Annotated in this window: 20 protein-coding genes; 7 read left to right on the top strand and 13 right to left on the bottom strand. The window is 70.8% G+C overall.

Annotated elements, in window-relative coordinates:
• Positions 1-96: 96 nt before the first annotated feature.
• Positions 97-1,059, top strand: a complete 963-nt coding sequence (locus D7Y04_RS01350) for an ornithine cyclodeaminase family protein (RefSeq protein ID WP_120599556.1) — start codon at positions 97-99, stop codon at positions 1,057-1,059.
• A gap of 28 nt (positions 1,060-1,087) precedes the next feature.
• Here the strand turns inward: D7Y04_RS01350 and D7Y04_RS01355 are convergent, their stop codons facing one another.
• The 3 genes from D7Y04_RS01355 to D7Y04_RS01365 all read right to left on the bottom strand — a co-directional run bounded on the left by D7Y04_RS01355 (position 1,088) and on the right by D7Y04_RS01365 (position 4,996).
• Positions 1,088-2,275 carry a tetratricopeptide repeat protein gene (locus D7Y04_RS01355; protein WP_121758083.1) on the bottom strand — a complete coding sequence of 396 codons (1,188 nt, stop codon included), beginning with the start codon at positions 2,273-2,275 and terminating at the stop codon, positions 1,088-1,090.
• Between the two features lie 123 nt (positions 2,276-2,398).
• On the bottom strand, positions 2,399-3,337 hold the full coding sequence (locus D7Y04_RS01360) for a hypothetical protein (RefSeq protein WP_120599558.1): 939 nt from the start codon (positions 3,335-3,337) through the stop codon (positions 2,399-2,401).
• A 117-nt stretch (positions 3,338-3,454) separates the two neighbouring features.
• Positions 3,455-4,996, bottom strand: a complete 1,542-nt coding sequence (locus tag D7Y04_RS01365; protein ID WP_121758084.1) for an FAD-binding oxidoreductase — start codon at positions 4,994-4,996, stop codon at positions 3,455-3,457.
• Positions 4,997-5,145: 149 nt separating this feature from the next.
• Between D7Y04_RS01365 and D7Y04_RS01370 the strand changes: the two genes are divergently transcribed.
• The gene (locus D7Y04_RS01370) at positions 5,146-5,445 is read left to right on the top strand and encodes a hypothetical protein (protein WP_199749592.1); all 300 of its coding nucleotides are present in this window, start codon (positions 5,146-5,148) and stop codon (positions 5,443-5,445) included.
• On the opposite strand, the gene D7Y04_RS01375 is transcribed toward D7Y04_RS01370, so the two are convergent.
• Both D7Y04_RS01375 and D7Y04_RS01380 read right to left on the bottom strand, forming a co-directional pair.
• Positions 5,446-6,162, bottom strand: coding sequence for a hypothetical protein (locus D7Y04_RS01375; RefSeq protein ID WP_233601223.1), 717 nt, complete (start codon positions 6,160-6,162; stop codon positions 5,446-5,448).
• A gap of 96 nt (positions 6,163-6,258) precedes the next feature.
• Positions 6,259-7,185, bottom strand: a complete 927-nt coding sequence (locus D7Y04_RS01380) for an NmrA/HSCARG family protein (RefSeq protein ID WP_171810190.1) — start codon at positions 7,183-7,185, stop codon at positions 6,259-6,261.
• A 159-nt stretch (positions 7,186-7,344) separates the two neighbouring features.
• Between D7Y04_RS01380 and D7Y04_RS01385 the strand changes: the two genes are divergently transcribed.
• Entirely contained in the window at positions 7,345-7,950 is a 606-nt protein-coding gene (locus tag D7Y04_RS01385) for a hypothetical protein (RefSeq protein WP_120600264.1), read from the top strand.
• Positions 7,951-7,957: 7 nt separating this feature from the next.
• On the opposite strand, the gene D7Y04_RS01390 is transcribed toward D7Y04_RS01385, so the two are convergent.
• From D7Y04_RS01390 to D7Y04_RS01400, 3 genes are all read right to left on the bottom strand, one after another.
• Positions 7,958-8,362, bottom strand: a complete 405-nt coding sequence (locus tag D7Y04_RS01390) for a DUF2203 domain-containing protein (protein WP_120581637.1) — start codon at positions 8,360-8,362, stop codon at positions 7,958-7,960.
• Positions 8,363-8,480: 118 nt separating this feature from the next.
• Positions 8,481-9,239: a hypothetical protein gene (locus tag D7Y04_RS01395; RefSeq protein WP_121758086.1), complete on the bottom strand. Its 759-nt coding sequence runs from the start codon at positions 9,237-9,239 to the stop codon at positions 8,481-8,483.
• A 105-nt stretch (positions 9,240-9,344) separates the two neighbouring features.
• Positions 9,345-11,810, bottom strand: a complete 2,466-nt coding sequence (locus D7Y04_RS01400) for a PAS domain S-box protein (RefSeq protein ID WP_121758087.1) — start codon at positions 11,808-11,810, stop codon at positions 9,345-9,347.
• A 206-nt stretch (positions 11,811-12,016) separates the two neighbouring features.
• On the opposite strand from D7Y04_RS01400, the gene D7Y04_RS01405 reads away from it, so the two are divergent.
• The 3 genes from D7Y04_RS01405 (at position 12,017) to D7Y04_RS01415 (ending at position 15,337) form a co-directional block, all read left to right on the top strand.
• Positions 12,017-13,357, top strand: a complete 1,341-nt coding sequence (locus D7Y04_RS01405) for a hypothetical protein (protein WP_199749593.1) — start codon at positions 12,017-12,019, stop codon at positions 13,355-13,357.
• A 274-nt stretch (positions 13,358-13,631) separates the two neighbouring features.
• A complete protein-coding gene (locus D7Y04_RS01410) occupies positions 13,632-14,870 on the top strand; it encodes a DUF2380 domain-containing protein (RefSeq protein ID WP_370457078.1) in 1,239 nt (412 codons plus the stop codon).
• Positions 14,867-15,337 carry an NUDIX hydrolase gene (locus D7Y04_RS01415; RefSeq protein ID WP_121758090.1) on the top strand — a complete coding sequence of 157 codons (471 nt, stop codon included), beginning with the start codon at positions 14,867-14,869 and terminating at the stop codon, positions 15,335-15,337. The genes D7Y04_RS01410 and D7Y04_RS01415 overlap by 4 nt, the downstream gene beginning before the upstream one ends.
• 52 nt (positions 15,338-15,389) lie before the next feature.
• Here the strand turns inward: D7Y04_RS01415 and D7Y04_RS01420 are convergent, their stop codons facing one another.
• The 5 genes from D7Y04_RS01420 to D7Y04_RS45040 form a co-directional block, all read right to left on the bottom strand.
• Positions 15,390-16,079, bottom strand: a complete 690-nt coding sequence (locus D7Y04_RS01420) for a c-type cytochrome (protein ID WP_121758091.1) — start codon at positions 16,077-16,079, stop codon at positions 15,390-15,392.
• Between the two features lie 26 nt (positions 16,080-16,105).
• Positions 16,106-17,344, bottom strand: coding sequence for a YncE family protein (locus D7Y04_RS01425; RefSeq protein ID WP_121758092.1), 1,239 nt, complete (start codon positions 17,342-17,344; stop codon positions 16,106-16,108).
• A complete protein-coding gene (locus D7Y04_RS01430; protein WP_233601224.1) occupies positions 17,341-17,991 on the bottom strand; it encodes a hypothetical protein in 651 nt (216 codons plus the stop codon). The genes D7Y04_RS01425 and D7Y04_RS01430 overlap by 4 nt, the downstream gene beginning before the upstream one ends.
• A complete protein-coding gene (locus D7Y04_RS01435) occupies positions 17,988-19,289 on the bottom strand; it encodes a hypothetical protein (RefSeq protein ID WP_233601225.1) in 1,302 nt (433 codons plus the stop codon). Before D7Y04_RS01435 ends, D7Y04_RS01430 begins: the two co-directional genes overlap by 4 nt.
• Positions 19,290-19,454: 165 nt before the next feature.
• Positions 19,455-20,315 (bottom strand): hypothetical protein, encoded by an 861-nt coding sequence (locus D7Y04_RS45040; RefSeq protein ID WP_171807751.1) that lies wholly within the window; start codon positions 20,313-20,315, stop codon positions 19,455-19,457.
• A gap of 244 nt (positions 20,316-20,559) precedes the next feature.
• Here D7Y04_RS45040 and D7Y04_RS01445 point away from each other — a divergent pair, with 244 nt between their 5' ends.
• Complete coding sequence (locus tag D7Y04_RS01445; RefSeq protein ID WP_120599014.1) at positions 20,560-21,774, top strand: cyclic nucleotide-binding domain-containing protein; 1,215 nt, start codon at positions 20,560-20,562, stop codon at positions 21,772-21,774.
• The last annotated feature ends 11 nt before the right edge of the window (positions 21,775-21,785 follow it).

The following is a 21,785-nucleotide window of genomic DNA, read 5'->3' on the forward strand; positions in this document are numbered from 1 at the left end:
CGCCCGGCGCGCCGTTCACCTTCGGGCGCTCGGCCAGCCCTGGGGACGTTCGCGCCCCAGGGCATGCGCATGCTCGGGTAGGGTGGCCGTCAAAGCATGCCCACCCTCCTGCTCAACCGCTCCGCCGTGGCCCGCAACATCCAGGCGCTCCTGCTCCTGGACGACCTGCGCGAGGCCTTCCGCACCGACGTCCTGGCCCGCACGGTGGCCCCGCAGCGCGTGCGCGCGCCGCTGCACTCATTGGGCACCGCGCTGGTGCTCTTCCCCGGCTGCGTGCCCGGCATCCCCGCGTACACGGTGAAGGTGCACGCGAAGTTCCCCGCGCAGAAGCCCGCCATCCAGGGCGTGGTGCACCTGCACGACCTGGTGACGGGAGGGCTGCTCGCGGTGATGGACTCCGGCCACCTCACCGCCGTGCGCACCGGCGTGGTGGGCGCGCTGGCCGCGGACGTGCTGGCCCGGCCGGACGCCACGCGCGTGGCGGTGATTGGCGCCGGCCGCCAGGGCGTGCTCCAGCTCAAGCAGCTGCGGCTGGTGCGCACGCTCAGCCAGGTGCGCGTCTACGACACGAACATCGCGCACGCGAACGCCTACGCGCAGCGCATGTACCAGGAGCTGAACCTGCCCGTGCGCGTGGAGACGTCCGTGGCGGATGCCGTCGCGGACGCGGACATCGTGGTGACGGCGACGTGGAGCCACCAGCCCTTCCTGCACGCGGGCATGGTGCAGCCGGGCACGCACATCACCGCGCTGGGCGCGGACGAGCCGGGCAAGGCGGAGCTGTCCCAGGACCTGCTCGAGCAATCGCTGTTCGTCTGCGACCACCGCGGCTTGAGCGTCTCCACCGGCGCGGCGGGCGCGGTGGGGCTCACGGAGGCCGCCATCCACGCGGAGCTGGGCGAGGTCCTCGCGGGCCTCAAGCCCGGGCGCACGTCCCAGGAACAGGTGACGGTGTTCGCTGGGGTGGGCCTGCCCTTCCAGGACCTGGCCACCGCCTGGCACGTGTACCAGTCGGCGACCGGCGACGAGGACGTGCCCACGCTCGACTTCAACGAGTAGCGCGGGCCGTCCGTCAGTCCGGCCTGCTTCAGGCCTTGGACAGCGTCTGCGAGAGGCGCACGGCCTCCTCGTGCAGGTCGGTGTCCTCCGCCAGCGGCATGGCGAGCACCTTCTGCACCAGCTCCTTCGCCTTCTGCTCCTGGCCCAGGCGCGCCTGCGCGAGCGCCAGGTTGAGCAGCGGCTCCGGGCGGTCCGGGGCGCGGCGCACGGCCTCCTCCAGCACCGTCACCGCGCGCGGCAGGTGCGCGTTCGCCGGCTCCGAGGGGACGCGCAGCAGCAGCTGGCCCAGGTTGTTCGCCGCGCGCCAGCCATCCGGCGCCAGGCCCATGCCCTGCTCGTACGCGGCGATGGCCTTGTCGTACGCGGGCGGCTCCTGCGACTCGAAGCAGGTGGCCTCCGCCATCTTCAGCGACTCGCTGGCGACGCCCAGCGACGCCATGGTCTGGCACAGGTGCCGGGCCTGTTCGATTTGACCGCGAGCCAGCATCAGCTGCGCCAGGTTCGCCTGGGCGTCCGCGTCCTTCGGGCGCTGGGCCGCGAGCGCGGAGGCCGCCTGGTAGGACGTGCGCAAATCTCGCAGCGCCATGGACAGCACCGTCACGGACGCGAGCATGCGCGGCTGGTTGGGCACCGCCTTGAGGCCCTGCTCCAGCACCTTGCGCGCGTCCACCAGCTTCTCCTGGGCGGACAGCGCGTGCGACAGGCTCAGGTACGCGGGCACGAAGCGCGGCGCCAGCGTGAGGACCTCGCGCAGCGTGGCGAGGCCGGCGTCCGTCTGGCCCGCCTCCAGCTGCACCTGACCCAGCCGGTAGCGGAACACGGGGTTCTGGGGCGCCGCCTTCGCGGCCTGGGACAGGGCCTCCAGCGCCTGGGGCGCCTTGTCCTGCTTGATCAGCATCATGCCCTTGCCGAACCAGGCCTCGGCGCGGTTGGGCTCCACCGCGAGCACGCCCTGGTAGGCCTTGAGGGCGGCGTCGAGCTGGCCCTTCTGGGCGGCGATGTTCGCGCGCACCAGGCCGGTCTCCGCCGTGGCGCCCTGGGCCTCCGCCTTGGCGAGCAGAGCCTCCGCCTGGGGCACCTTGTTCTCCACCAGCGCCAGCTTGGCCATCACGACCAGCGCGTCACGGTGGTTGGGGTTCTTCGCGAGGAGCTTCTCGGCCTCGGCCTTGGCCTGGGCCACCTGCCCCTGCGCGAGAAGGGTTTCCAGAGAGTTCATGATGGAAAGTGTCCCCCAGGGGGCGGGGGCTGTCGAGCAACGGGGAAAAGGAAAGGGCCTCGCCCGGATGGACGAGGCCCTGGGAAGTTCATCAGGCGGGAGGCGGCCGGACGTGGCCCGCCACTACCACTTGCTCAGCGCGTCCTTGATGCCTTCACCGACGTTCTTGATGCCCTCGCCGACGTTCTTGATGCCCTCGCCGACGTTCTGCACCGCGTTGCCCACGCCCTCGACGGCGGCCTTGGCGGCGTCGCCGACCTTGCCCACGTCGACGGAGAAGCCGAACTCCACGCTGGCGCCGATGCCCAGCGCCGCGCCCACGTCGAAGTTGGCGGACAGCTTGCCGTCCTTCAGGCCGACGTTGGCCTCGAACTCCACGCCGATACCGGCGAAGGCTTCCGCACCGGCAGTGACGGTCGCGGGGCCAATCTCCTGCGTGACTTCCGCGCTGGCGCGGGCGCCGGCGAAGGCCTCACCGTGCACGGAGGCAGCGGCCTGGCCGTGCAGCGGGTCCAGCACCACCTGGCCCGTGGCGGTCGCCTCGGCGCCCACGTTGCCCTCGGCGCCCCACTCGGAGCGGCCCAGCGCCGTGTCCGCGTGGCCTTCCACGGAGCCGCGCACCAGGTCGGCGCGCACGTCCACGGAGCCTTCCGCGCCAATCTTGCCGTGCAGCGGGTCGATGGAGACGTTGCCCTGCGCCGACACGTCCGCCGTCAGCGCCTGGCCTTCCACCGTGTTGTGGAAGTTGCCGTTCACGTCACCGGAGGTGTGGGAGCCGGAGGCCGCGGTCCAGCTCTTGTTCCACTCGCCAGAGGCGACGGTCTGGTCGAAGCGGCTGGTCTCCAGCTGCTTCTGGATGTCCGTCGTGGTGCTGGGGTTGGCCTGGTTGCTGGTGGTGACGCGGTTGCCCTGCACGCCGCGGTTCAGGTCGATCGTCGCCTCGCCCTGGGCCCGGTTCTGCGTCTGGGCCTGCACCTCGCGGCGCACCTGCGTCCCATTGGCCGGAGCGGGCGTGGTGGGGTTCCGGAACACGGGGCGGTAGCGGTTGGTCTCGATGGCCATGGAAGGGGGCTCCGGCGGGCGCGATGCGCGGTGGGAAATCTTGTGACTTGAGAGAGTATCGGGGGCGCACCCGAGAAAGTTTCCGCTCCTCTTTTTTCTTTCTGATCCGCCGCGCCCTTAGGGCTCGGATCTCCCGGGAGCCAGGATTCCCTCGGGATCGAAGGCCTCTTTCAGTCGCTTTCGCACCTCCGCGGAGTCGTCCCGCACGGGCGGTGCGGCGTCCTGCGCCTGGAGTCCGGCTCGGGTCAGGTGGTACCCCGCGTCCGCCAGTTCTCGGGAGAGGGCGCGGTAGCAGGCCTGGGCGCGAGCGTCCTCGCCGCGGACGTCCCGGTCATAGGCGAGCGCGGTGACGAGGTAGACGCAGCGCGGGGAGTGGGCGAGGAGCGCCAGGTTGGGTTCGAACCCGAAGAGGCGGGGGACGCGGTCGGCGATGTCCGTGGCGCGCTTCGCCTCCGGGCCGGTGAAGGGGACGGCGACGGAGCACCAGATGAAGCCGCAGCGGTCGCGGTCCGGGTGCGGATCCTCCGGCTTGGGCGTGCGCTTTCGCCAGTAGGCCATGGCGAGGTTGGTTTCGGTGGGGACGCCCTGGAGCGTGCCCTCGCCGAAGGGGGCCACCGGGCCGAAGGACAGGGGGCGGAAGGCGCCTTCCACGGCGCGTGCGAGCCGCTTCTCCAAGAGGGCGCCCATCTCCGCGTCCGGGGCGATGAGGGTGCCGCTGATGGCCCAGCGGCCAAAGCCCTCGCGGAGCTTCTCGCGTGCCCAGTCCGGCAGCGGTGCCCGGCCCACGGAGGGGTAGGGGAACTGCTGGGTGATGCTGTAGGCCTTGATGTCGTTCCAGAAGAAGAAGCTGCCCTTGAGCGTGCCGTCCAGGGCCAGGGCCTGGAGCCGGTCCACCATGTCCCAGAGCTGGGCGTCGTCGTTCACGGCGCAGAAGAAGTCGCGCAGCCAGGGCTGCTTGCGCGCCAGCCAGAACGTCATCCGCGTCACCACGCCCAGCGAGGACTGGCTGAAGAGGCCGTCCAGCACCGGGCCCAGGCCCCAGCGGAACACGGGGGCGGAGCGGGCGCCGGGGAAGCGCGCGTGGCCCGTCTCCACGCGCTCGCCCGTGGGGAGCACGGCCTCCAGCGCGCACACGTGTTGGAAGATGTCCGCGTTGGGACCGGCCCCGTCACCGCGCTCCAGCGCGTTGCCCACCATGCTCGCGTCCGGCGAGCCGCCGATGGTGGTGATGAACGTGGAGGAGCCCTTGTCGCGCAGGTACTCGTAGGCCTGGCGGAACGTCACGCCGGGCTCCACGGTGAGGTACGCGAGCTGTTCGTCGTGCGCGAGGATGCGGTTCATGCGCCCCAGGTCCAGCAGCACGCTGCCGTCGCCGGGAGGCACGCGCGAGCCGTAGCCCCAGTTGCGGCCGGCGCTCACCGGGTACACCGGCACGCGGTGCTCGCTGGCGATGCGCAGGCACGCCTGCACCTGCGTCGTGTCCGCCGGCCGCACGATGGCGGGGATGCGCTGGGTGGTGGCGAAGGTGGCCGTTTCCGCGGCCTCCAGCGCTTCGGTGTCCAGGATGACGTGCGCTTCGCCCACGGCCTCCCGCCACGCGGCCAGGGCCGCTCGCAGGTCACCGGGGTGGGTGGGGGCCTTCGCTTCGGTCTCGCTCACGGGGCCGCAGTATGCCCGCGCGGACGTCCCCCCGCTGGCTCCCCGGACGGCGAGCGGGCGGGCGGGCCCCGGGCGGGGAGGGTCGCCGGGTGGACACCGGCCGTGGTCGCTCCCTGCCGCGTGTTCATCTTCGGCGTGGGGAGGTGTTCATGGTCGTCTTCATCAATTCGCGCAACGGACGGTGGATTCGGATTCTGGCGGGCACGGGCATGGTCCTGGGCGGGCTGGGCACGGGCACGCCCCGGGGCGCGCTGGTGGCGCTGACGGGCCTGCTGCCGCTGCTGACCGGCGCGCTGGATTTGTTCCTGGTGGGGCCGCTGATGGGCCTGCCCGTGAAGGGTGCGGACGTGCGGCGTGCGCTGGGGCAGCCGGAGGACGCACCGCTGCTCGACCTGGCGCACGACGGGGGGCGCTCTCCCTACGCGCCCCCCAGCACGCTGCTGCACTAGCTACTTCGTGCTCACCTGGAAGGGGATGCCGAGCGAACCGAACGGCGCCCCTGATTCCGCGTCCACCAGGTTCAACTGGAGCGTCACCGCGTCCTCCCGGTGGGCCACGCCCTGGAAGTAGAGGAAGCCCTCCTGCGTGCCGCCGGGCTCCAGTGTGCCCTCCGGCAGTGCGTTGTTGAGCATGTCCGCGGTGGGCAGTGGCGGATCGTAGTAGTACGGCCCCCCGTAGAAGTTGCCTCCCCAGCCCCAGGGCCCGCCGTACCAGCCCGGTCCCCAGCCGCCGCGCCAGGGCCCGTAGCCGTAGCCGCCCCCCGCCCACGCCCTGCCCCCGGGGTACATCACCGGGCTGATGCGCGCGGGCGCCTCCGTCTCATTCGAGGACGTGGCCTGCCGCAGCGACAGGGGCGGCAGCGCGCTGTAGCGGAAGCGCGTCTCCTGGCCCACCAGCGCGAAGTCCTTGTACTGGAGGCGGATCGGGCGGTCCCCATTGTTCTCCAGCCGGACGTAGACAGGGGTGACCCGGCGCTCCAGGTCGGACGGTGAGCCCTTCCAGGCCGAACCGTCCGCTGTGAGCCGCACGCCCTCCTGTTCCTTGATGGCGCTGCTCTTGCCGCCCTGGAGGACTCCCGCTTCCGGCACGGGCCGCAGCTTCGTCTCCGCCGCGCAGCCCGCCATCAGCATCAACCCCAGGGCCCCCACTCCCAATGCTCCTCGCATCGCATGCCTCCTCGTACTTCAAGGTAGGGCGTGCGGCGTTCAGGGGATGACATGCCTCGTGCTCCCACCCGGAGGGGGGGCCGGCGGCCGGGGACTCTACGGCTGGGGCGTCACCGGCTCGGCGGCGGTGGCGGGCCAGGAGGGCGCGTTGACGAACTCCCAGTCCTGATGGCGCGCCCAGGTCTCGAAGGTCTGCCAGCTCACGCGCAGGTGGCTGTTGCGCAGCGTGAGGATGTCCGCGTGGTAGCCCACCCGGTCCAGCCACTCGAACATGGCCGCCAGGTCCTCGCTCTGCTGCTGGAGTTGATCCAGGGGAATCTGTTCGAAGTGGATGCGGTGGCCGCTCACCATGGAGAGCAGCGCGGCGGCCTGTTGGCCCGTCACCTCGTCGGAGGCAACTTCGATGCGCTCGCCGATGAAGCGCTCCGGGTCTCCCAGCACGTGCATCGCGAAGCCGGCCAGGTCCTCCACCGCGACCATCTGGAGGCCGCGCGTCGCGGGCAGCCCCAGGGCCAGCTTCCCCGCGGCCAGCATGTCGCGCGTGGGCCGCTGGAGGAGGTTCTCCATGAAGAAGGTGGGGCCCAGGATGGTGAAGGGCATGTCGCGCCGCCGCAGGTACAGCTCCACGGCGTGCTTGCTGTCGAAGTGCGGGATGCCGGTGAGCTCCGACGCGCCCGCCACGGACGAGTACACGAAGTGCCGCACGCTGGCGCGCTTCGCCGCGTCCGCCAGGTTCTTGCCGTGCTGGACCTCTGCGTCCACGCCGCCCGAGCCGAAGGGCGTGGCCATGGCGTAGACGGCGTCCACGCCGCGCATGGCGCTCTCCAGCGAGACGGGGTCGTCGAAGTCGCCCTGGGCCAGGGTGACGCCGGGCCTGCGCAGGGCGCGGGCGGCCGGGGCGTCCGCATCCCGCACCAGCGCCACCACGTGGTGCCCCCGGTCGGCGAGCTTGCGGAGGACGGCACCGCCCTGCTGGCCGGTGGCGCCAGTGACGAGCACGGTGATGGAGAAATCCACGGGCATGGCTTCAGACCTCCGGACGCGACGTGTCACGGAAAGCTGGAGACGCTCCCTTCCATTGGCGAGGCCTGGAAGCCGCAGTGTCCTCCCCCGAGCACAGGCTCCCGAGGCAGGCAGGCGACCCGAAGGGAGGGACAGGCGGCATGGCATCCTCCCGGCCCCATGAGCAAGCGTGACACGCCCCCGTCCTCCGAGCTGGTCTCCGCCGCACAGTCGCTCGACGCAGAGCTGCTGCGCTTCGAGGCGCTGTCGGAGCAGCTGAAGGAGGCGCCCCTGACATCGGAGAAGCACCTGGAGCGCGCGTCGAAGACGCTCAAGGACCTGGCGGACCTGGACGACGCGCTGCGAATGCGCGTGGGCGCGCTGGTGCAGGCCATCACCGGCGTGCGCAACCGGCAGCAGGCGCAGGCGGACGCGGTCAACGTGTGCGCGCAGGAGCTGCAGCTGCGCACGGAGGTGTTCAAGGAGCTGCTCACGCGTTACGGGGCGCTGGGGCAGAGCGCGGCGGACCTCAACGGGCGCATGCAGGAGTTCGCGTCGCTGCGCCAGCAGGCCACGCGCACGGCGGAGGAGGACGCGCGGCTCACGGAGGTCTTCACCGCGCTCCAGGCGCGCATGGCGGAGGTGGCGGACGACGCGGCCACGCTGACCATCGCGGCGGAGGAGGCGAAGTTCACCGACATCGGCCGGCAGGCGGATTCGCTGCGACAGCAGCTGCTCTCCGCGCGCAACAAGCTGGGCCTGTTGCACCAGAGCCTGTCGAAGTGAGGATGTTTCAGCTGAGGTAGGTGGGCTCGAAGTCGTCCGGGCTGTCGATGGGGCGGCGTCCGGAGAAGCCGGCCTTCAAGTCATGCCAGTGCGCCACGGCGTTCTCGCCGTAGCGCCAGCAGAGGTAGACGGGCTCCTCGCCGCGCCGCGCGTGGAAGTCCACCAGGCCGTCCGCGCCCTTTATCTCCAGGCCCATCTCCTGGAGCGGGCCCAGCTCACCGCGGATGCGCTCCAGCAGCTCGTCGCGCTCCTCTCGGAAGGAGCGCACCTCGAGGGTGTCGGGCGGAGCCTCCGGGCCGTCCAGCACCTCCGCCAGCTTCTGCACGCGCTCCACCCAGGGGCGCACGCGCCCGAAGGTCTTCGTCAGCAACGGCACCAGCCGGCTGGCCTCTTCCACGCTGAAAAAGCGCATCGAGGGGACAGCATGCAGTGTGAGCCCTCCGCAGGCCACTCCCTTCGGGGTGGGGGTGGAGGGGCATGTCACGGCGGCCGTGACATGTCTGAAACATGGCAGCGGGTGAGACGGGCGGTCACCCGCGCCGGAGCGATGACAGGTTTTCCAGGAGCCAGCGCCAGGCGGCTTCGCGCAGGGGGAAGGCGGCCTCGCGCGCGAGGAAGGCGGGGGTGTGTTCCGCGGCGCAGCGGCCGGCGTCGTCGTGGGCGTCGGGGCCGGCGTCGGTGGCGGCGAGGTCCGCGTGCAGCAGGGCGTGGAAGACGATGAAGTCCACGACGAAGGCGGGCACGGAGGGGCGGTCCAGCGCGGGGTGGACGCGCACCTCGCGCAGGCGAGCGTCGTAGCCGCCCAGGTGGATGGTGCGGCGGGTGCGGCGGGCGGGGCGGCGGGCCCAGCCCACCTCCACGGCGTGCACGCGCCCGTCGAAGTAAGCCGCGTCCAGCCGGGCATGGACGGCCTTGAGGTCAAAGCAGCGACCGCGCGTGCGCAGCGGGGCGCCGGGCCTGCGTTCCCGGCGCACCTGGTCGTGGTGGGCGTGGCTGAAGGCCTCCAGCACCTCGCCAGCGGCGGTGTCGCCGGACACGTAGAGGGCCAGGGCGCGCGCCACGGTGTCGGGTGCGTCCAGGAAGAGATGGTGCAGGCGCAGGCGCACGCCTTCGGGGAGGCGGCGGTAGCTCACCAGGGTGGCGCGGTTGTCCGTGAGGCGCAGGTGCACGGGCTGGCCCAGCAGGGCGGACACGCGCCGGGCCAGGTCCGCGGCTCGGGGCAGCGCGTCCTCGCGCGAGGGCAGCCGCGCGCGCTCCGGCTCACGCCCGGGCACCGGGGCGTCGAACATCGCCAGTTGTCCGGGCGGCGGACGCATTGTGGGAAAGGTAAGCCCTGCCCCGGCCCGATGGCCAGGAGGATGCGTGGCGCCGTGTCCGGCGTCCTACGCGGGCCGTCACGCCTTCGGAAGCGCGGGGTACCGGTCCGCGAGCGAGGCGATGACGGCGAGCAGCTCCCCGGGCTCCACCGGCTTGGGCACGTGGCTCTGGAAGCCGGCGCGCAGCACGCGGGTGCGGTCCTCCGAGCGGGCATAGGCGGTGATGGCCACCGCCGGGGTGTGGCCTCCCTTCTCGGTGGACAGCGCGCGCACGCGCTCGATGAAGCCGTAGCCGTCCGTGACCGGCATGCCGATGTCGGAGACGAGCACGTCCGGATGCTCCGCCTGGAGCACCTGGAGTCCCTCCAGCGCGGAGCCCGCGGTCACCACCTGGGCGCCGCTGTCCTCCAGGAGCGTGCGCAACAGCTCGCGTGCGTCCTCCTCGTCATCCACCACGAGCACGCGCACGCCGCCCAGCTCCGGCGGGGGCGAGGGCATCCGCTCCGCCACGGGAGGTTTCGGCGACGGCGGCATGGCGGGGTCGCGCCACTGCGTGACGGACAGGGGCAGCCGCACGGTGAAGGTGGCGCCCCGTCCCTCGCCGTCGCTGGCGGCGGAGACGGTGCCGCCGTGCATCTCCACGATGTGCCGAACGATGGCCAGCCCCAGTCCCAGCCCACCCGTCTTGCGCGTGCTGCCGCCGTCGGCCTGGCGGAAGCGCTCGAAGACGTGGGGGAGGAAGGCCTCGGAGATGCCCTGGCCGGTGTCCTCCACGGTGAGCTCCACGATGGAGTCGCGCCGCGCCACCACCAGCCGCACGTAGCCGCCCTTGGGTGTGAACTTCACCGCGTTGGACAGCAGGTTCCACACCACCTGCTGGAGCCGGTGCGGATCGCCCATGACGCTGCTGGTGGTGTCCACCGTGGCCCTTACCTCGATGCGGCGCGCGTCCGCCGCTGGCCGCACTGAATCGAGCGCCTGCTGCACCACCGCGGACAGGTCCACGGGCGCCACGTCCAGCTTGAGCTTGCCGGACACGATGCGGCTGACGTCGAGCAGGTCCTCGATGAGCTGTCCCTGCGCGCGCGCGTTGCGCTCGATGGTCTCCAGCGCGCGCTCCTGGCGGGGGGCGGGCAGGGTGCCGGTGCGCAGCAGCTGCACCCAGCCGAGGATGGCCGTGAGGGGCGTGCGCAGCTCATGGCTGATGGTGGCGAGGAACTCGTCCTTGAGCTGGTTGGCCTCTTCGGCCTCGCGGCGCGCGGCGCTCTCGCGTGCGAGCAGGGCCTCGCGTTCCACCTCCGCCTGCTTGCGGTCGGAGATGTCGATGACGCTGCCGATGTAGCCGAGGAAGTGTCCGTCCGCGTCGAAGCGGGGCGAGCCGGTGTCCACGGCCCAGCGGTAGTGTCCGTCCGTGCCGCGCAGGCGGTAGTCGAGGCGGAAGGGCTGGCGGGCGGCGTTGGACTCCGTGAAGGTCCGCTGCGTGCGCTCCAGGTCGTCGGGATGGATGGCGTCGAACCAGCCGAAGCCCAGGCCCGTGGCCTCGGTCTGGCCGGTGAAGGCGTACCAGCCCCGGTTCATGTACGTCGTGGCGCCTTGCACGTCCGTCACCCAGAGCATGACGGGGGCGTGGTCCGCCATGTTGCGGAAGCGGGCCTCGCTGTCGCGCACGGCCTCCAGCAGTTGTTCGCGTTCCTGGGCCACGGTCTTCTGTTCGGTGATGTCGCGAGCGGCGGCGTAGATGAGGCCTAGTTCAGGCACGGGGCGGGCGGCCCACGAGAGCCACCGGTAGCGGCCGTCCTGGGTGCGGAAGCGATTCTGGAAGCGCAGGGTGGGGACGCCGTGGGCCAGCTTGCGCATCTCTTCGTGGGTGGATGCCTGGTCGTCGGGGTGGATGAGGTCCATGAAGGGGCGCTGGTAGAGCTCCGCTTCGCTCCACCCGAGCACGCTGCAGAAGTACGTGTTCACGCGCTTGAAGTATCCGTCCAGGCCCGCGACGCAGAACATGTCCGGGGACAGCTGGAAGAAGCGCTCGCGCTCCTCGACCTCGATGTGGCGGCGCTCGGCGCTGTCGAACGCGAACGGGATGACGGCCTGGGCCAGCGCGTTGTCGATGCTGGCGCCAAGCACGCGCAGTTGATGCAGCGGCACGTCCACGTCGGCGCGCTCAGCACGCGACAGGATGCAGTCGCGCAGGAGGGCGTATTCGCGCGTGACGAGGGACACGTCCGCGCCCAGGCGCAGGCGCTGCCGGCCGTGTGCTCCAGCGGCCTCGCTGTGGTGGAGCGGGGGGAGGCCGTCCGCGTCCTCCACCGCGTCCACGAGCGCGGTGTGGAGCTCCTCGAGCAGGGCGGGCAGGGCGTCGACGAGCTGCTCTCGTGACAGGCGCAGGGTGGTGAAGAGGGGAGCCACCCGGGCGCACCAGTCCTCCAGGAGCGCCTCGCGTTCGGTGTTCAGCAGCTCGGCCAGGGACGCAGGGGACCGGCCCCTCGTGGGCAGAGGCTCTTCGGATGAAGGGCCGTGCTCCTGTGGACCCGACGAAGACATGAATGTTCTTGAGGTGCGGCGGCCGGGCTCGCATGGGCAGGGGCGGGATGCCCTGCGCTGCCCTCCTTGCCTGCGCAGCGGTCAGACGGGTTCAGCGCACGGTGACGATGCGGCCCTAAGCATCCACGCAGGGAGCCGCTCACCGGGCTGGACGTCAGACGTGTGTCCTTTGCTCCTCTCGTTGGGCGCATTGCTGGGAGACCTGTATGCGAATGACGCGTGGTGGGGTGGTAGGGCTGTGGCTGCTGTTGCCGGTTGTCGCGTGGGCCGAGGATGTTCCCGAGACACAGCCCGTAGAAGAGGAACGGCGCGCACGGGACAATGCGTGGCGCTCGCTGATGCGGCTGGACGCGACGACGTTGGCCCTGCTGCCGCGCGCGGGCTTCGGTCCGGATGAGGGCTTCCTCCAGGTGGAGCCCACCGTCGCCTTCGAGCGTGGCCAGGACTTTGGACTCAACCTGGGCGCCCCGTTGCGGTTGCGGCTGTGGCGTGGAGGCGCGGGCAGGGGCCTCGTGCGGAGAGAGGATTGGGACAGCCTCTCGGACTTCGGGCAGGTGGTGCGAGGCCTCAAGCTGGGCTCGGACGACGCACCCGTGGGCGTCTGGTTTGGCGCGTTGGAATCCTACAGCCTGCTGTCCGCGCACCTCGTGCGGCGCTACTCCAACCGAAGCAATCCCGACTACCACCCGGCGGGAGGCTTCCTCACTGGCACCCTGGGGCCCCTCTACACGCAGGCGTTCGTTTCGGATGTGCTGGGCGCGCGCCTCATGGGGGCGGAGGTCGCGCTGGACGTGCAGCACCTCCTCTTCGGCCATCCCGATGAGCCGGGCCGCTACACGCTGGCGCTCTCCGCCGTGCACGACTGGGGGCGGGCAGGAGGGCGCGCGCCTTCGGTGACACTGGCGCATCTGGACGGCACCGCCGTGGTGGTGGCGCGGCCGGACTTCGAGGCGCACCTGATTGCCGGTTGGGGCGGACGGCCAGGTGAAGGCGGCGCGTGGGGAGTGGTCGTGGGAGCGGGCGCGGATGCGTTGACGCCCACGCTGGACATGCGGCTGAGGTTGGAGGTTCGCAGGCAGCATGGCGGCTTCCGGCAGGGCTTCTTCGGCCCGGACTACGAACTGGCGCGCTTCAGGGCCGTGGGGCCGGACGGTGTGCCATTGGCGGAGGCACTCTTCCCGGACGGCTACTCCGCATTTGGGGAGGCGGAGGTGGGCTGGGACGCAGTGGGCTACGGCGGCCTCTACAAGCATCTGAAGCTGTCGCTGGGAGCGGAAGCTTTCTCGTGGGGCCGCTTCGACGTCGATGGGCGTGTGGCGGTGCAACTCTTCGCGCGCAGCCTGGAAGTGGCGTTGAAGGGACTTGGAATGGGGATGGGGCAGTCGGGGGCGCGCTACCTGGGGGCCGCCGAGGCCCGCTGGCGATTCCTGGGTGGAAAGCTCTACGCGATGGGGACGGGCGGCACGCTGCTGTTCCCCACGTCGGAAGGGACGCTGCGACCAGGGGCGTTCGCCTCGGTGGGGCTGGGGGTGGACAATGCGCGCTGATGTCCTGTTGCTGGCCGTGGTGTTGCTGGCCACGGGATGCGCCTCCGTGTCGAGTGCTCCCGGGCATGGCCGGAGCTTGAGCTACGCGCCGCGTGTGGCTCCTGCGCCCACTTGGGAAGAGGCTCCGAGCGATGAGCCCTCACGCGCGTTGCTCTCCTCGCCGCCTGCCATCTCAGGGCCTGAGAGGTATCAACGGTTGCTGCGCCGCCAGGGGCCACGTGACGCCGTGGCAGGAACGGGGGGCGGCAGCCCGGAGAGGGCCCCGAGCGCGGCCTTGACGCGTCAAGCAGTCCTCGAAGCCATGGCCGAGGTGAAGGGCTCCCTGGGCGGCGTTGAAGCCGCGCTTGCCAGGCTGGCGGACGGTCCCAAGCCCCTCATGGGATGGAGTCTCAACGGTGTCTTCACCCGCTACCTCGATCATGGCTCCAGTCAGTTGACGTGGCTTCATGGCGCGCTCGGGAGCGCCACCACGTTGACGGATGCGGCCTCGGAAGTTGGCGACACGGACATGGAGTTGGGCCTCCTGCGCACGACGGGGCCGAAGCTCCAGGCCGCCCAATTCGGGACCCTCCTGCTGGCCACCTGGGTGGACTTCCTGCACCTCGCGGATGCCGTGCTTCGCAACTGCCCGATGTGCAGCGCCGAGAAGCTCTTCACGGACCTGCATCGCGTGCAGGGGTTGATGGAGCCCACGCTGACGGACCTTGCTTCACTGGATCCGGAGCGTGTGGAGGCTGCGACGGCCGCGATGCCCGAGTTGATGGGGAGGCTGACCGGTGAGTTCGACGCGCTCCAGCGAGAGACCCGCGCGACCATGAAGCTCGGTGGGCAGGTCATCGCGGCGATGCAGGCGTTGGAGTTGGTCACGATGATCTCCACGATGAAGATGGCCATGCCACGCGTGCCGCCCTCGGCCCCCGCCACGCTCGGCGTGGGTCTCGTGATGAGTTCGGGGGGAGTCATGGTGGGCTCGCGAATTGCTGTCTCCGCGGAGTGGGTGGAGATGATGCGAAGGCTCGTGCGGGCGGGCGTCATCTCCGTTCCCGCCGTCAGCGCGGCCGTTCGCATTCATGGCGGACAGGTCATGATGGCCCAGGCGCACCAGGACCTGCCCAAGGGCGTGCGCGACGCGCTGGGTGACAGCCCGGAAGTGCGCGGCATGCAGGTGACGGGCAGGGCGGGGGCGGGCATGTCTGACGCCCCGAAGCACCATGTGCTTCCGCAAGAGCACCGCGAGTGGTTCGAGCAGCGCGGCTTCAAGGGCGACATGGACATCGATCAGTTCTGCGTCCGGTTGGAGCAGGCCCACCACGAGGCCATCCACGGAGGCGGCAACTGGAAGCTGGGACGCATGTGGCCCGGTGAGTGGAACCGGATGATCATGGAAGCCCTACAACAAGCCGAACGCAGGACTGGTGAGATGTTGACGCGAAACGAGATCCTCAAGATCGTTGCAGGGCGTATGAAGCGCTACGATATCCCGATGAACTTCACTGCAGGAGGCGGCCGATGACTGACGGTCTTTCCTGGCAGGGAAACTGGAAGGCTCGCCTTTATGCGCGGGTCCGGGAGCGAGGTTACGATTCGCTGACAGCCTTCGCTGCGTCGCGTCCTGCAGTTCCGCTGGATCAGTTAGCCAGGGAGCTTGGCAAGGACGACGTCGCGGGGGTTCAAGTGATGAGCGGGCTGCTCGCCGAGGCAGAGCGGCGCAAGCAGGTCACTCGCTTTGTTCGCGATGTGCTCGTGCGTCAGTTGTCTGAAAGCATTCCTGACGGTTGGCCGGTCGAGATGGACCGTGATTCCAGATTCGCGGTCGCAACGGCCCTCGGCTGCTGGTACGCAGACACCCCCGAAACGCATAAGGAGCGCGTCGACCAAGTCGGTGATGCGCTCTTCGCCAATCCGCCCCCCGCTGGCTGGCGTCCGCTCAGTCCCGACGACGAGCTTCTCCGGACGCTCCTCCCTGACGAGGACGCCTGACCGGAACTCCCTCTTTGGGCCTGAGCACCGGTCAGACGGCTTCAGCTCACGGCTACAGCCCCAGATACATGAGCAGTGCGCCCAGGTCCGCGTCGGACAGGGCCTCCGTGCTGTAGAGCGGCATGTTGCCCCCCACTCCGAAGAACGGACCGTGCCGCACCTTTTCGATGACGACCTGCGCGTGCGGGATGCCCGGGAAGAGCCGGTCGTAATCGCGAGTCACCTCCGGCAGCACCGACGCCAGGTCCGTCAGCCGGCCCTCGCCCGTGTGCGTCGCGCCGTGACAGTTCTGGCACGCTGCCCGGTACACCGCTTCGCCTCGCGTGGCGTCGCCCCGGGGCACGTCCTGGATGTCCTTCACCACCGTGAACGGCAGCGCGGGCGCCTGCGCGTCCGGGCTGATCCGCGCCAGGTACTCATACAGCGCGCGGGAGCGCGGTTCCTCCGCCTCCAGCTTCGTCACCCCACGCATGAAGTTCACGTAGCAGAAGTTCACCGCGTCCAGCAGTTGCGTCTCGTTGCCGCCCCACCAGCTCGGCCGCGCCGCCACGTTGTACAGCGTGTGCCCTGAATCGATGCGCCCCGCCGGCACCTCCGCCGCCGTCACGTGGCACGTCGCGCACGAGAACTTGTTGTACTCGCTCGACGACAACCGCGCGTCCTGGAACAACGCCTCTCCGTAGTCCGCCGCGGTCTGGGGCCCCTCCTCACCACCGCACCCGGCCAGCACTCCCACGAGCATCGCAGCCACACCCGCGCGCAGGCCCCTCACGGCTGCCCCCGCAACAGGCTCACCGAGTCCGGGAAGATGCCCATCTTCACCGTGGACAGCACCGTGCCCTCCGCCAGGTCCACGACGTGCAACGTGCCCGGGCCGATGTGATCCCCTTCGCAGACCGCCAATCCGTGACGCTCGTCCGGCGTCAGCATGAACTGGTGCACGTTGAGACATCCCGCCTGTGACAACTGCACCGTGCGCTGCACCGTGGACGTCGCCGCGTCGATGACCGCCACCGCGTCCTCTTGCTGATAGGGCATGTACAGCGTGCGCCCGTCCTGAGTGAACGCGCCGAACATGGGAGAGCCGCGCAGGTACACCGTGCGCTCCGGGTTCATCGTGCGCGTCCCGGGCTCCAGCACCTGCACCTGCTTGCTCGCGAGCGAGCTGACCCACACGTCCCCCGTCGTGGGCGACACCGTGAGCGCGTACGGCTGATGGCGCGGATTCACCGCGGTGCCCGAGCCCGCCGCCACCTTCACGCGCGTCACCGGCATGCCCGCCGCCGCCAGGTCCACCACCGCGACCTCGTCCGACCAGCACGCCACGTACGCCGTGCGCTCATTCGCGGACAGGCGCACCGCGTGCGGCGCGGGGCACACCTTCACCCGCTCCTTCACCGTCATCGTCTCCGCGTCGAGGATGACCAGGCGCGAGACCATGTCCTCCTCCAGCCCGCCCTTCCGCGCCACGTCCGCGATGCGCAACAGGTCGAAGTGCGTCTGGTACAGCGTGCGCCCGTCCGCGCTGACGATGACGTCCCCCGGGTTGCGGTCCACGCGCGTGGACGCCACCAACCGGTTGTCCTTCGCGCTCAGCTTCAGGCAGTAGCCGTCCGCCGTCCCCGTCCCATGCGCGCCATGCGGACCCGAGCCGCCTCCGGGCACGTAGTTGGAGATGCCCACGTAGTAGTAGTCGCCCGCAGGCGACACCGCCGTGTGGTGCGGTCCCTCCAACTCCACCGGGTTGAGCCCCACCGGCACGCGCGCCAGCTCGCCCCAGCCCGGCGTCCCCAGTCCGTCCATGTCCAGCAGGCTCACGGAGTCATCCAGGCTGTTCGTCACCAGCAACCGCCCGGAAGCTCCCGGAGGCGGCACCGTCAAACCGCCCCGCGTCCACGGGTTTGGATCCGCGTACGTCAGCTCGGGCACGTCCTTGCCCGGCTCCGGCGGTTCGGCCTCCGTGCAAGCGCCCAGTGCCAGAACGCAAAGCCAGGCGGCGCGCCTCACCTGGCCATTCCCATGGTGAAGGGCACCGGAGTCCCCAGCGTGTACGGCCCCTCCGTGATGCGGTTCTGCACCAGGTACGCGCTCACCACCTGCACCGACAGCGCCTTGCCCGCCGAGTCCTTCACCGTCTTCCAGGAGCCGTCATCCAGTTGCCACTGCAACTCCGATGTCAACACCTGGGCGATGGGGCACTCGCGCCCGGCAGCGTAGACCTTCACCCAGTAGAGGTCGCCTGTGTACGGCGGCAGGTGGGCCTCGGCGGTGGGCAGCACCAGGTTCCCCAGCCACGCGAGCACCGAGCGCTTCGACTCGCGAGGCCGGCCCTCCAGCAGGGGGGACGTGCGGCCCGGGCGTTCCAGCGACGCGCGCAGCGGAGACGTCCACTGCCACAGCGGCGCGGACTGGTCCGTCCAGTACTCCTGCTGGGACTCGGGCGACGTGAGCGTCACCGCGCGCGAGCTGTCCTGGGGCTGGTTCTTCGCATCCACCAGCGTGCGCCATGCCTCGTCCGTGGCGCCGCCCGCGTAGAGCGGTTCTTCGCACTCGGTGGCCTGGGGCTCGGTGTCGTCGCCATTGCACGCGCTCAGGGCGAGCAGCGCGACAGCGGCGGTACTCCAGGGCAGGGACGTCTTCAGCTTCATGGTCATGGGGCCTCGCGCCGACGGCCGCGGCGCGTCAAGGGAAGCAAGGGAAGCAAGGGAAGCAGGAACAGCGGAAGCAACATGCCCGCGGGCGCGGCGGCACAACCGGAGGACGGCTTCGGCTTCGGGTCGGCGGGCGTGCCCGCGTCCTCCACCGGCTGCACGCCCGCATCCAGCACGCCCGCGTCCGGAACGCCATCCGGGTAGAGCGGCGCGCCAATCGTCTCCGCGAGCTGGGGCCAGCGCGACGGACACAGCTCGCGCACGGGTGTGCCCGCCGGGCACTGATGGCTGCCTTGAATCTGCTCCAGGCTGAAGAGGGGCTCCCAGGTGGTGCCGTCGTCGCTGCTGCGCGCCAGCGACCAGTCATGGAGCCACGGCGAGCCGCAACCGTAGATGATGTCTCCCACGCGCGTCACGCACGCGTTGCCGGTGGGCAGCACCAGCTTGGAGAAGGCCCCGCCCGCCTGGCTGCGGAAGAAGGAGTTGTACGTGGACACCCACGCGGTGCCGCCGTCGGCGGAGACGTCCATGTTGATGAACACGTCGTCGATGCCGGCGCCCGTGCGCGCGGTGAAGGTGCGCCCGCCGTCCGTGCTGTGCAGGATGTGCGTGTAGCCCTGCGCGGACACGCGCGCCCAGACGCGGTGCGGCTCCACCGGATCCGTCGCCGTCACCACGAAGTCGAACGGGCGCACCAGGTCCGGGAAGGCCTGCGGCAATTCCGCCCACGTCTCGCCCGCGTCGTCGCTGCGGAACAGATACATGTGCGCCGTGTCCGACGCGGACACGTAGAGCGTGCGCGGATCCGCGGTGGACACGCGCACGGCGGAGAAGAGGACCCCCGCGCGCTGGAGCCCCAACGGCCGCCATGTCTCCCCGCCGTCCTCCGAGCGGAACACCCCGTTCGTCGCCGACGTGGAGCGGCCCGTGGCCACGTACAGCACCGCGTCATCCGAGGGGTGCGCCGCGAGCCCCGTCACCCAGGTGTCCTTGAACGACGGGTGCGACGACCACGAACACGCGCCGTCCTTCGAGGACAGCAGCGCGTTGCCGGTGGCCGCCAGGATTTGCCCCGTCTCGCGCCAGACGAAGGACTCCGGGCGCCAGCCGCCGTACCCCATCGCATCCGGACACACCCAGCGCCACGTCCGCCCACTGTCGCGCGAGATGACCGCGCCGAACGTGGCCCCCACGAAGAAGTCCTCGGAGTGGCCGCGCCGCAGCGTGACGTTGGCCGTCTCCGGCAGGCCCGCGTGCGCCCACGCGGCGCCCGAGCTCACCGAGCCCAGGAGGCCGGCCACCGCCGCCCCCCTCCAACCCCCCGTGATTCGTCGCGTTCGCATCCGGCGCTCCGGGGCAGGCCTCATGGCCCCCCACGATAACGCCCGGCCCGCGCCTGCATAGCGGTGCATGCGGCGCGGAGTCCGCTCCTCCCCGAAGCGCCCGGCAGGGGAGCGACCGCGCGGTCACTGCTTCCCGGCGGGCACGTCCAGGACGGTGGGCAGGTCCTGCACGGTGAGCGTGGCGACGCCCAGGTTCGCCGTGAGGCCCGACGGCTGGACGCAGGCCGCCAGCGTGGTGAGCGTGGGCACGGCGGTGACCAGGCGCACGCCGTGGCCCGCGTGACGCCCGGTGCTGATGGTCCCCTCGGACGTGAAGACCTGCATGGCGCCATCCGCACGAACCTCCACTCGGTCCAACCGCACGGAGGACTTCTCCCCGTTGGACCATGTCACCGTAGCGATAGAGGCCCCTCCCGCGTTGCCGATGCACGTCGCGCGCTTCAAATGCAGGGTCTCCATCCCCACGGCCGTCATCACCACGCCGTCGTTGACGGGGCAGCCGCTGAACTGGAGTGACTCTCGCTGCACGGAGCTCCGGGGCGTGGTGAGCAGCAGTCCGGGACGGTAGGCCTGCTGGAGCGCCCCCGAGCACACCACCACCGGCGAATCCTCCAGCGTCCGCGCCGCCTCCGTCATCGACGCCGGCAGCTCCGCCTGCGCCAGCGCCTCCTCGCCCCACACCGCGTCATCCGCCGGGTCCGCGTCCCCTTGCACAGGCGCCTCCGCCCGCACGGGAGCTTCGGCCTGCACCGGAGCCGCGGCCTGCACCGGAGCCGCGGCCTGCACCGGAGCCTCAGCCCGCACCGGGGCTTCGGCCTGCACCGGAGCCGCAGCCCGAGCCGGGGCCTCGGGCTCGTTGGCGCGGGCGGCTCCGGACGAGAGCATCAGCAGGCAGCCACCTCGCGCGAGGAGGTTCAGCGCGCGGCGCGGGTGGGACGACTCCAGGACCTTGAGAGAACGGAAGGAAGCGGGGCGCGACGTCATGGGGGAAGACACCTTGGGTAGGAGTCCCTGGGTCAGGGACGCCTGAAGGTGGGGAATCCCTCTCACGCACGACAGCCACCCCGAAGCGCAGGGTTTGCGCCCACCCCAACCTCTCAGGTTTTGCGCATCCGATTCACGCGGTGGACAGTGTGTCCAAAGCCTGCCCCTCTTCACCGCGCTGGCTGGCTTTCCCTGTTTCAGAATGCTACGGAATCAGGGTCCCGGACCCAGGCGTGGACCCCCTTTGTCCGCCAGGGTGTCCGGGAGGAACGACAAGGCCGTGACTCCAAACGATACGAACGGGGACGACGTGGCCGTGGGCCCTGGCTCCAGCGTCACGCGAGGGGTGTGGGCGCGGGTGATGAAGGGCGCGGTGGAGGACGCGGTGCGCGCGTACGAGGCGATGGGGGCGGGGCAGCGCGAGCGGGTCCTGGAAGAGGCGCTGGTGGTTCCCGCCGACACGCGCACCCGGCTGGTGGAGGTGCTGCGGCAGGCGCGCGACTTCGCGGGCGCGGCGCGGCTGTTGGAAGCGGATGGAGACGACCGGGGCGCGGCGCCGCTGTACGAACAGGCGGGAGCGCCGCTGCTGGCCGCGGAGGCGTGGCTGAGGGTGGGGGAGCAGGCCCGCGCGGCGGCGGCCTTCGAACGGGCCGGTTCGCTGGAGCAGGCGCTGTCGCTGTACCAGGCGCTGGGCGCACGCGAGTCGCTGGCGCACCTGCTGGGCCGCATGCACCGGCCCATGGAGGCGGCGCAGGTGTTCCGGGTGTTGGGCAACTCGCACGCGGAGCTGGAGATGCTGCGCGCGGTGCCCGTGGACGACGGGCAACGGCCGGAAGCGGTGCTGCGCATGTGTGAGCTGCTGGACGCGGAGGGCGCGACGTGGCGCGCGCTGGTGCTCCTGGCGGACGGCATCAAGCACGCGTCGGGGGCGGGGCTGCTGCTGCTCCAGGCGGAGCAGGCGCGGCTGCTCCAGCAGCTGGGGCTCGCGTCGGCGCCGGAGGGCTCGGTCGCGGCGGAGAAGGCTCAGCCGGTGGTGGATGGCTATGGCTATCTGAAAGCCATTCCCATCTTCGATGGTCTGTCTTTGGAAGACATGCGCGACCTCTACCGCCTGGCCCGGCCCGTGCTGGTGCCAGCGGGGACGACGGTGCTGGAGAAGGGCGCGAAGGGGATGGGGCTGGTGGTGCTGCTGGAGGGCATGGTGAGCGTGTCCACCGGCCCGGGTCGGGACGCGCGCCAGCTCAACATGCTGGGGCCGGGCGCGTTCCTGGGAGAAATCTCCCTCATCCTCGACGGGCCGGTGTCCGCGCACGTGCGCGCGCACACGGTGGTGCGCGCCCTGCGCGTCACTCGGATGGACTTCCAATACTTCCTGGAGACGCACGAGGCCGCGGCCCTGCGCATCTACCGCCTCTTCACCCAGAGCCTGGCGGAGCGGGTGCGGGATTTGAGCAGCTGAAGGTCAGGGGT

It is taken from the genome of Corallococcus sp. AB038B, assembly GCF_003668955.1.
Lineage (GTDB): Bacteria > Myxococcota > Myxococcia > Myxococcales > Myxococcaceae > Corallococcus > Corallococcus exiguus.

Coding starts and splice junctions, on each gene's coding strand:
- D7Y04_RS45040 (WP_171807751.1), bottom strand. CDS start 20,315: ATGACGTCGCGCCCCGCTTCCTTCCGTTCTCTCAAGGTCCTGGAGTCG.
- D7Y04_RS01355 (WP_121758083.1), bottom strand. CDS start 2,275: ATGAACTCTCTGGAAACCCTTCTCGCGCAGGGGCAGGTGGCCCAGGCC.
- D7Y04_RS01385 (WP_120600264.1), top strand. CDS start 7,345: ATGAGCAAGCGTGACACGCCCCCGTCCTCCGAGCTGGTCTCCGCCGCA.
- D7Y04_RS01375 (WP_233601223.1), bottom strand. CDS start 6,162: ATGCGAGGAGCATTGGGAGTGGGGGCCCTGGGGTTGATGCTGATGGCG.
- D7Y04_RS01420 (WP_121758091.1), bottom strand. CDS start 16,079: ATGCTCGTGGGAGTGCTGGCCGGGTGCGGTGGTGAGGAGGGGCCCCAG.
- D7Y04_RS01400 (WP_121758087.1), bottom strand. CDS start 11,810: ATGTCTTCGTCGGGTCCACAGGAGCACGGCCCTTCATCCGAAGAGCCT.
- D7Y04_RS01380 (WP_171810190.1), bottom strand. CDS start 7,185: ATGCCCGTGGATTTCTCCATCACCGTGCTCGTCACTGGCGCCACCGGC.
- D7Y04_RS01390 (WP_120581637.1), bottom strand. CDS start 8,362: ATGCGCTTTTTCAGCGTGGAAGAGGCCAGCCGGCTGGTGCCGTTGCTG.
- D7Y04_RS01350 (WP_120599556.1), top strand. CDS start 97: ATGCCCACCCTCCTGCTCAACCGCTCCGCCGTGGCCCGCAACATCCAG.
- D7Y04_RS01405 (WP_199749593.1), top strand. CDS start 12,017: ATGCGAATGACGCGTGGTGGGGTGGTAGGGCTGTGGCTGCTGTTGCCG.
- D7Y04_RS01430 (WP_233601224.1), bottom strand. CDS start 17,991: ATGACCATGAAGCTGAAGACGTCCCTGCCCTGGAGTACCGCCGCTGTC.
- D7Y04_RS01415 (WP_121758090.1), top strand. CDS start 14,867: ATGACTGACGGTCTTTCCTGGCAGGGAAACTGGAAGGCTCGCCTTTAT.
- D7Y04_RS01360 (WP_120599558.1), bottom strand. CDS start 3,337: ATGGCCATCGAGACCAACCGCTACCGCCCCGTGTTCCGGAACCCCACC.
- D7Y04_RS01395 (WP_121758086.1), bottom strand. CDS start 9,239: ATGTTCGACGCCCCGGTGCCCGGGCGTGAGCCGGAGCGCGCGCGGCTG.
- D7Y04_RS01370 (WP_199749592.1), top strand. CDS start 5,146: ATGGTCGTCTTCATCAATTCGCGCAACGGACGGTGGATTCGGATTCTG.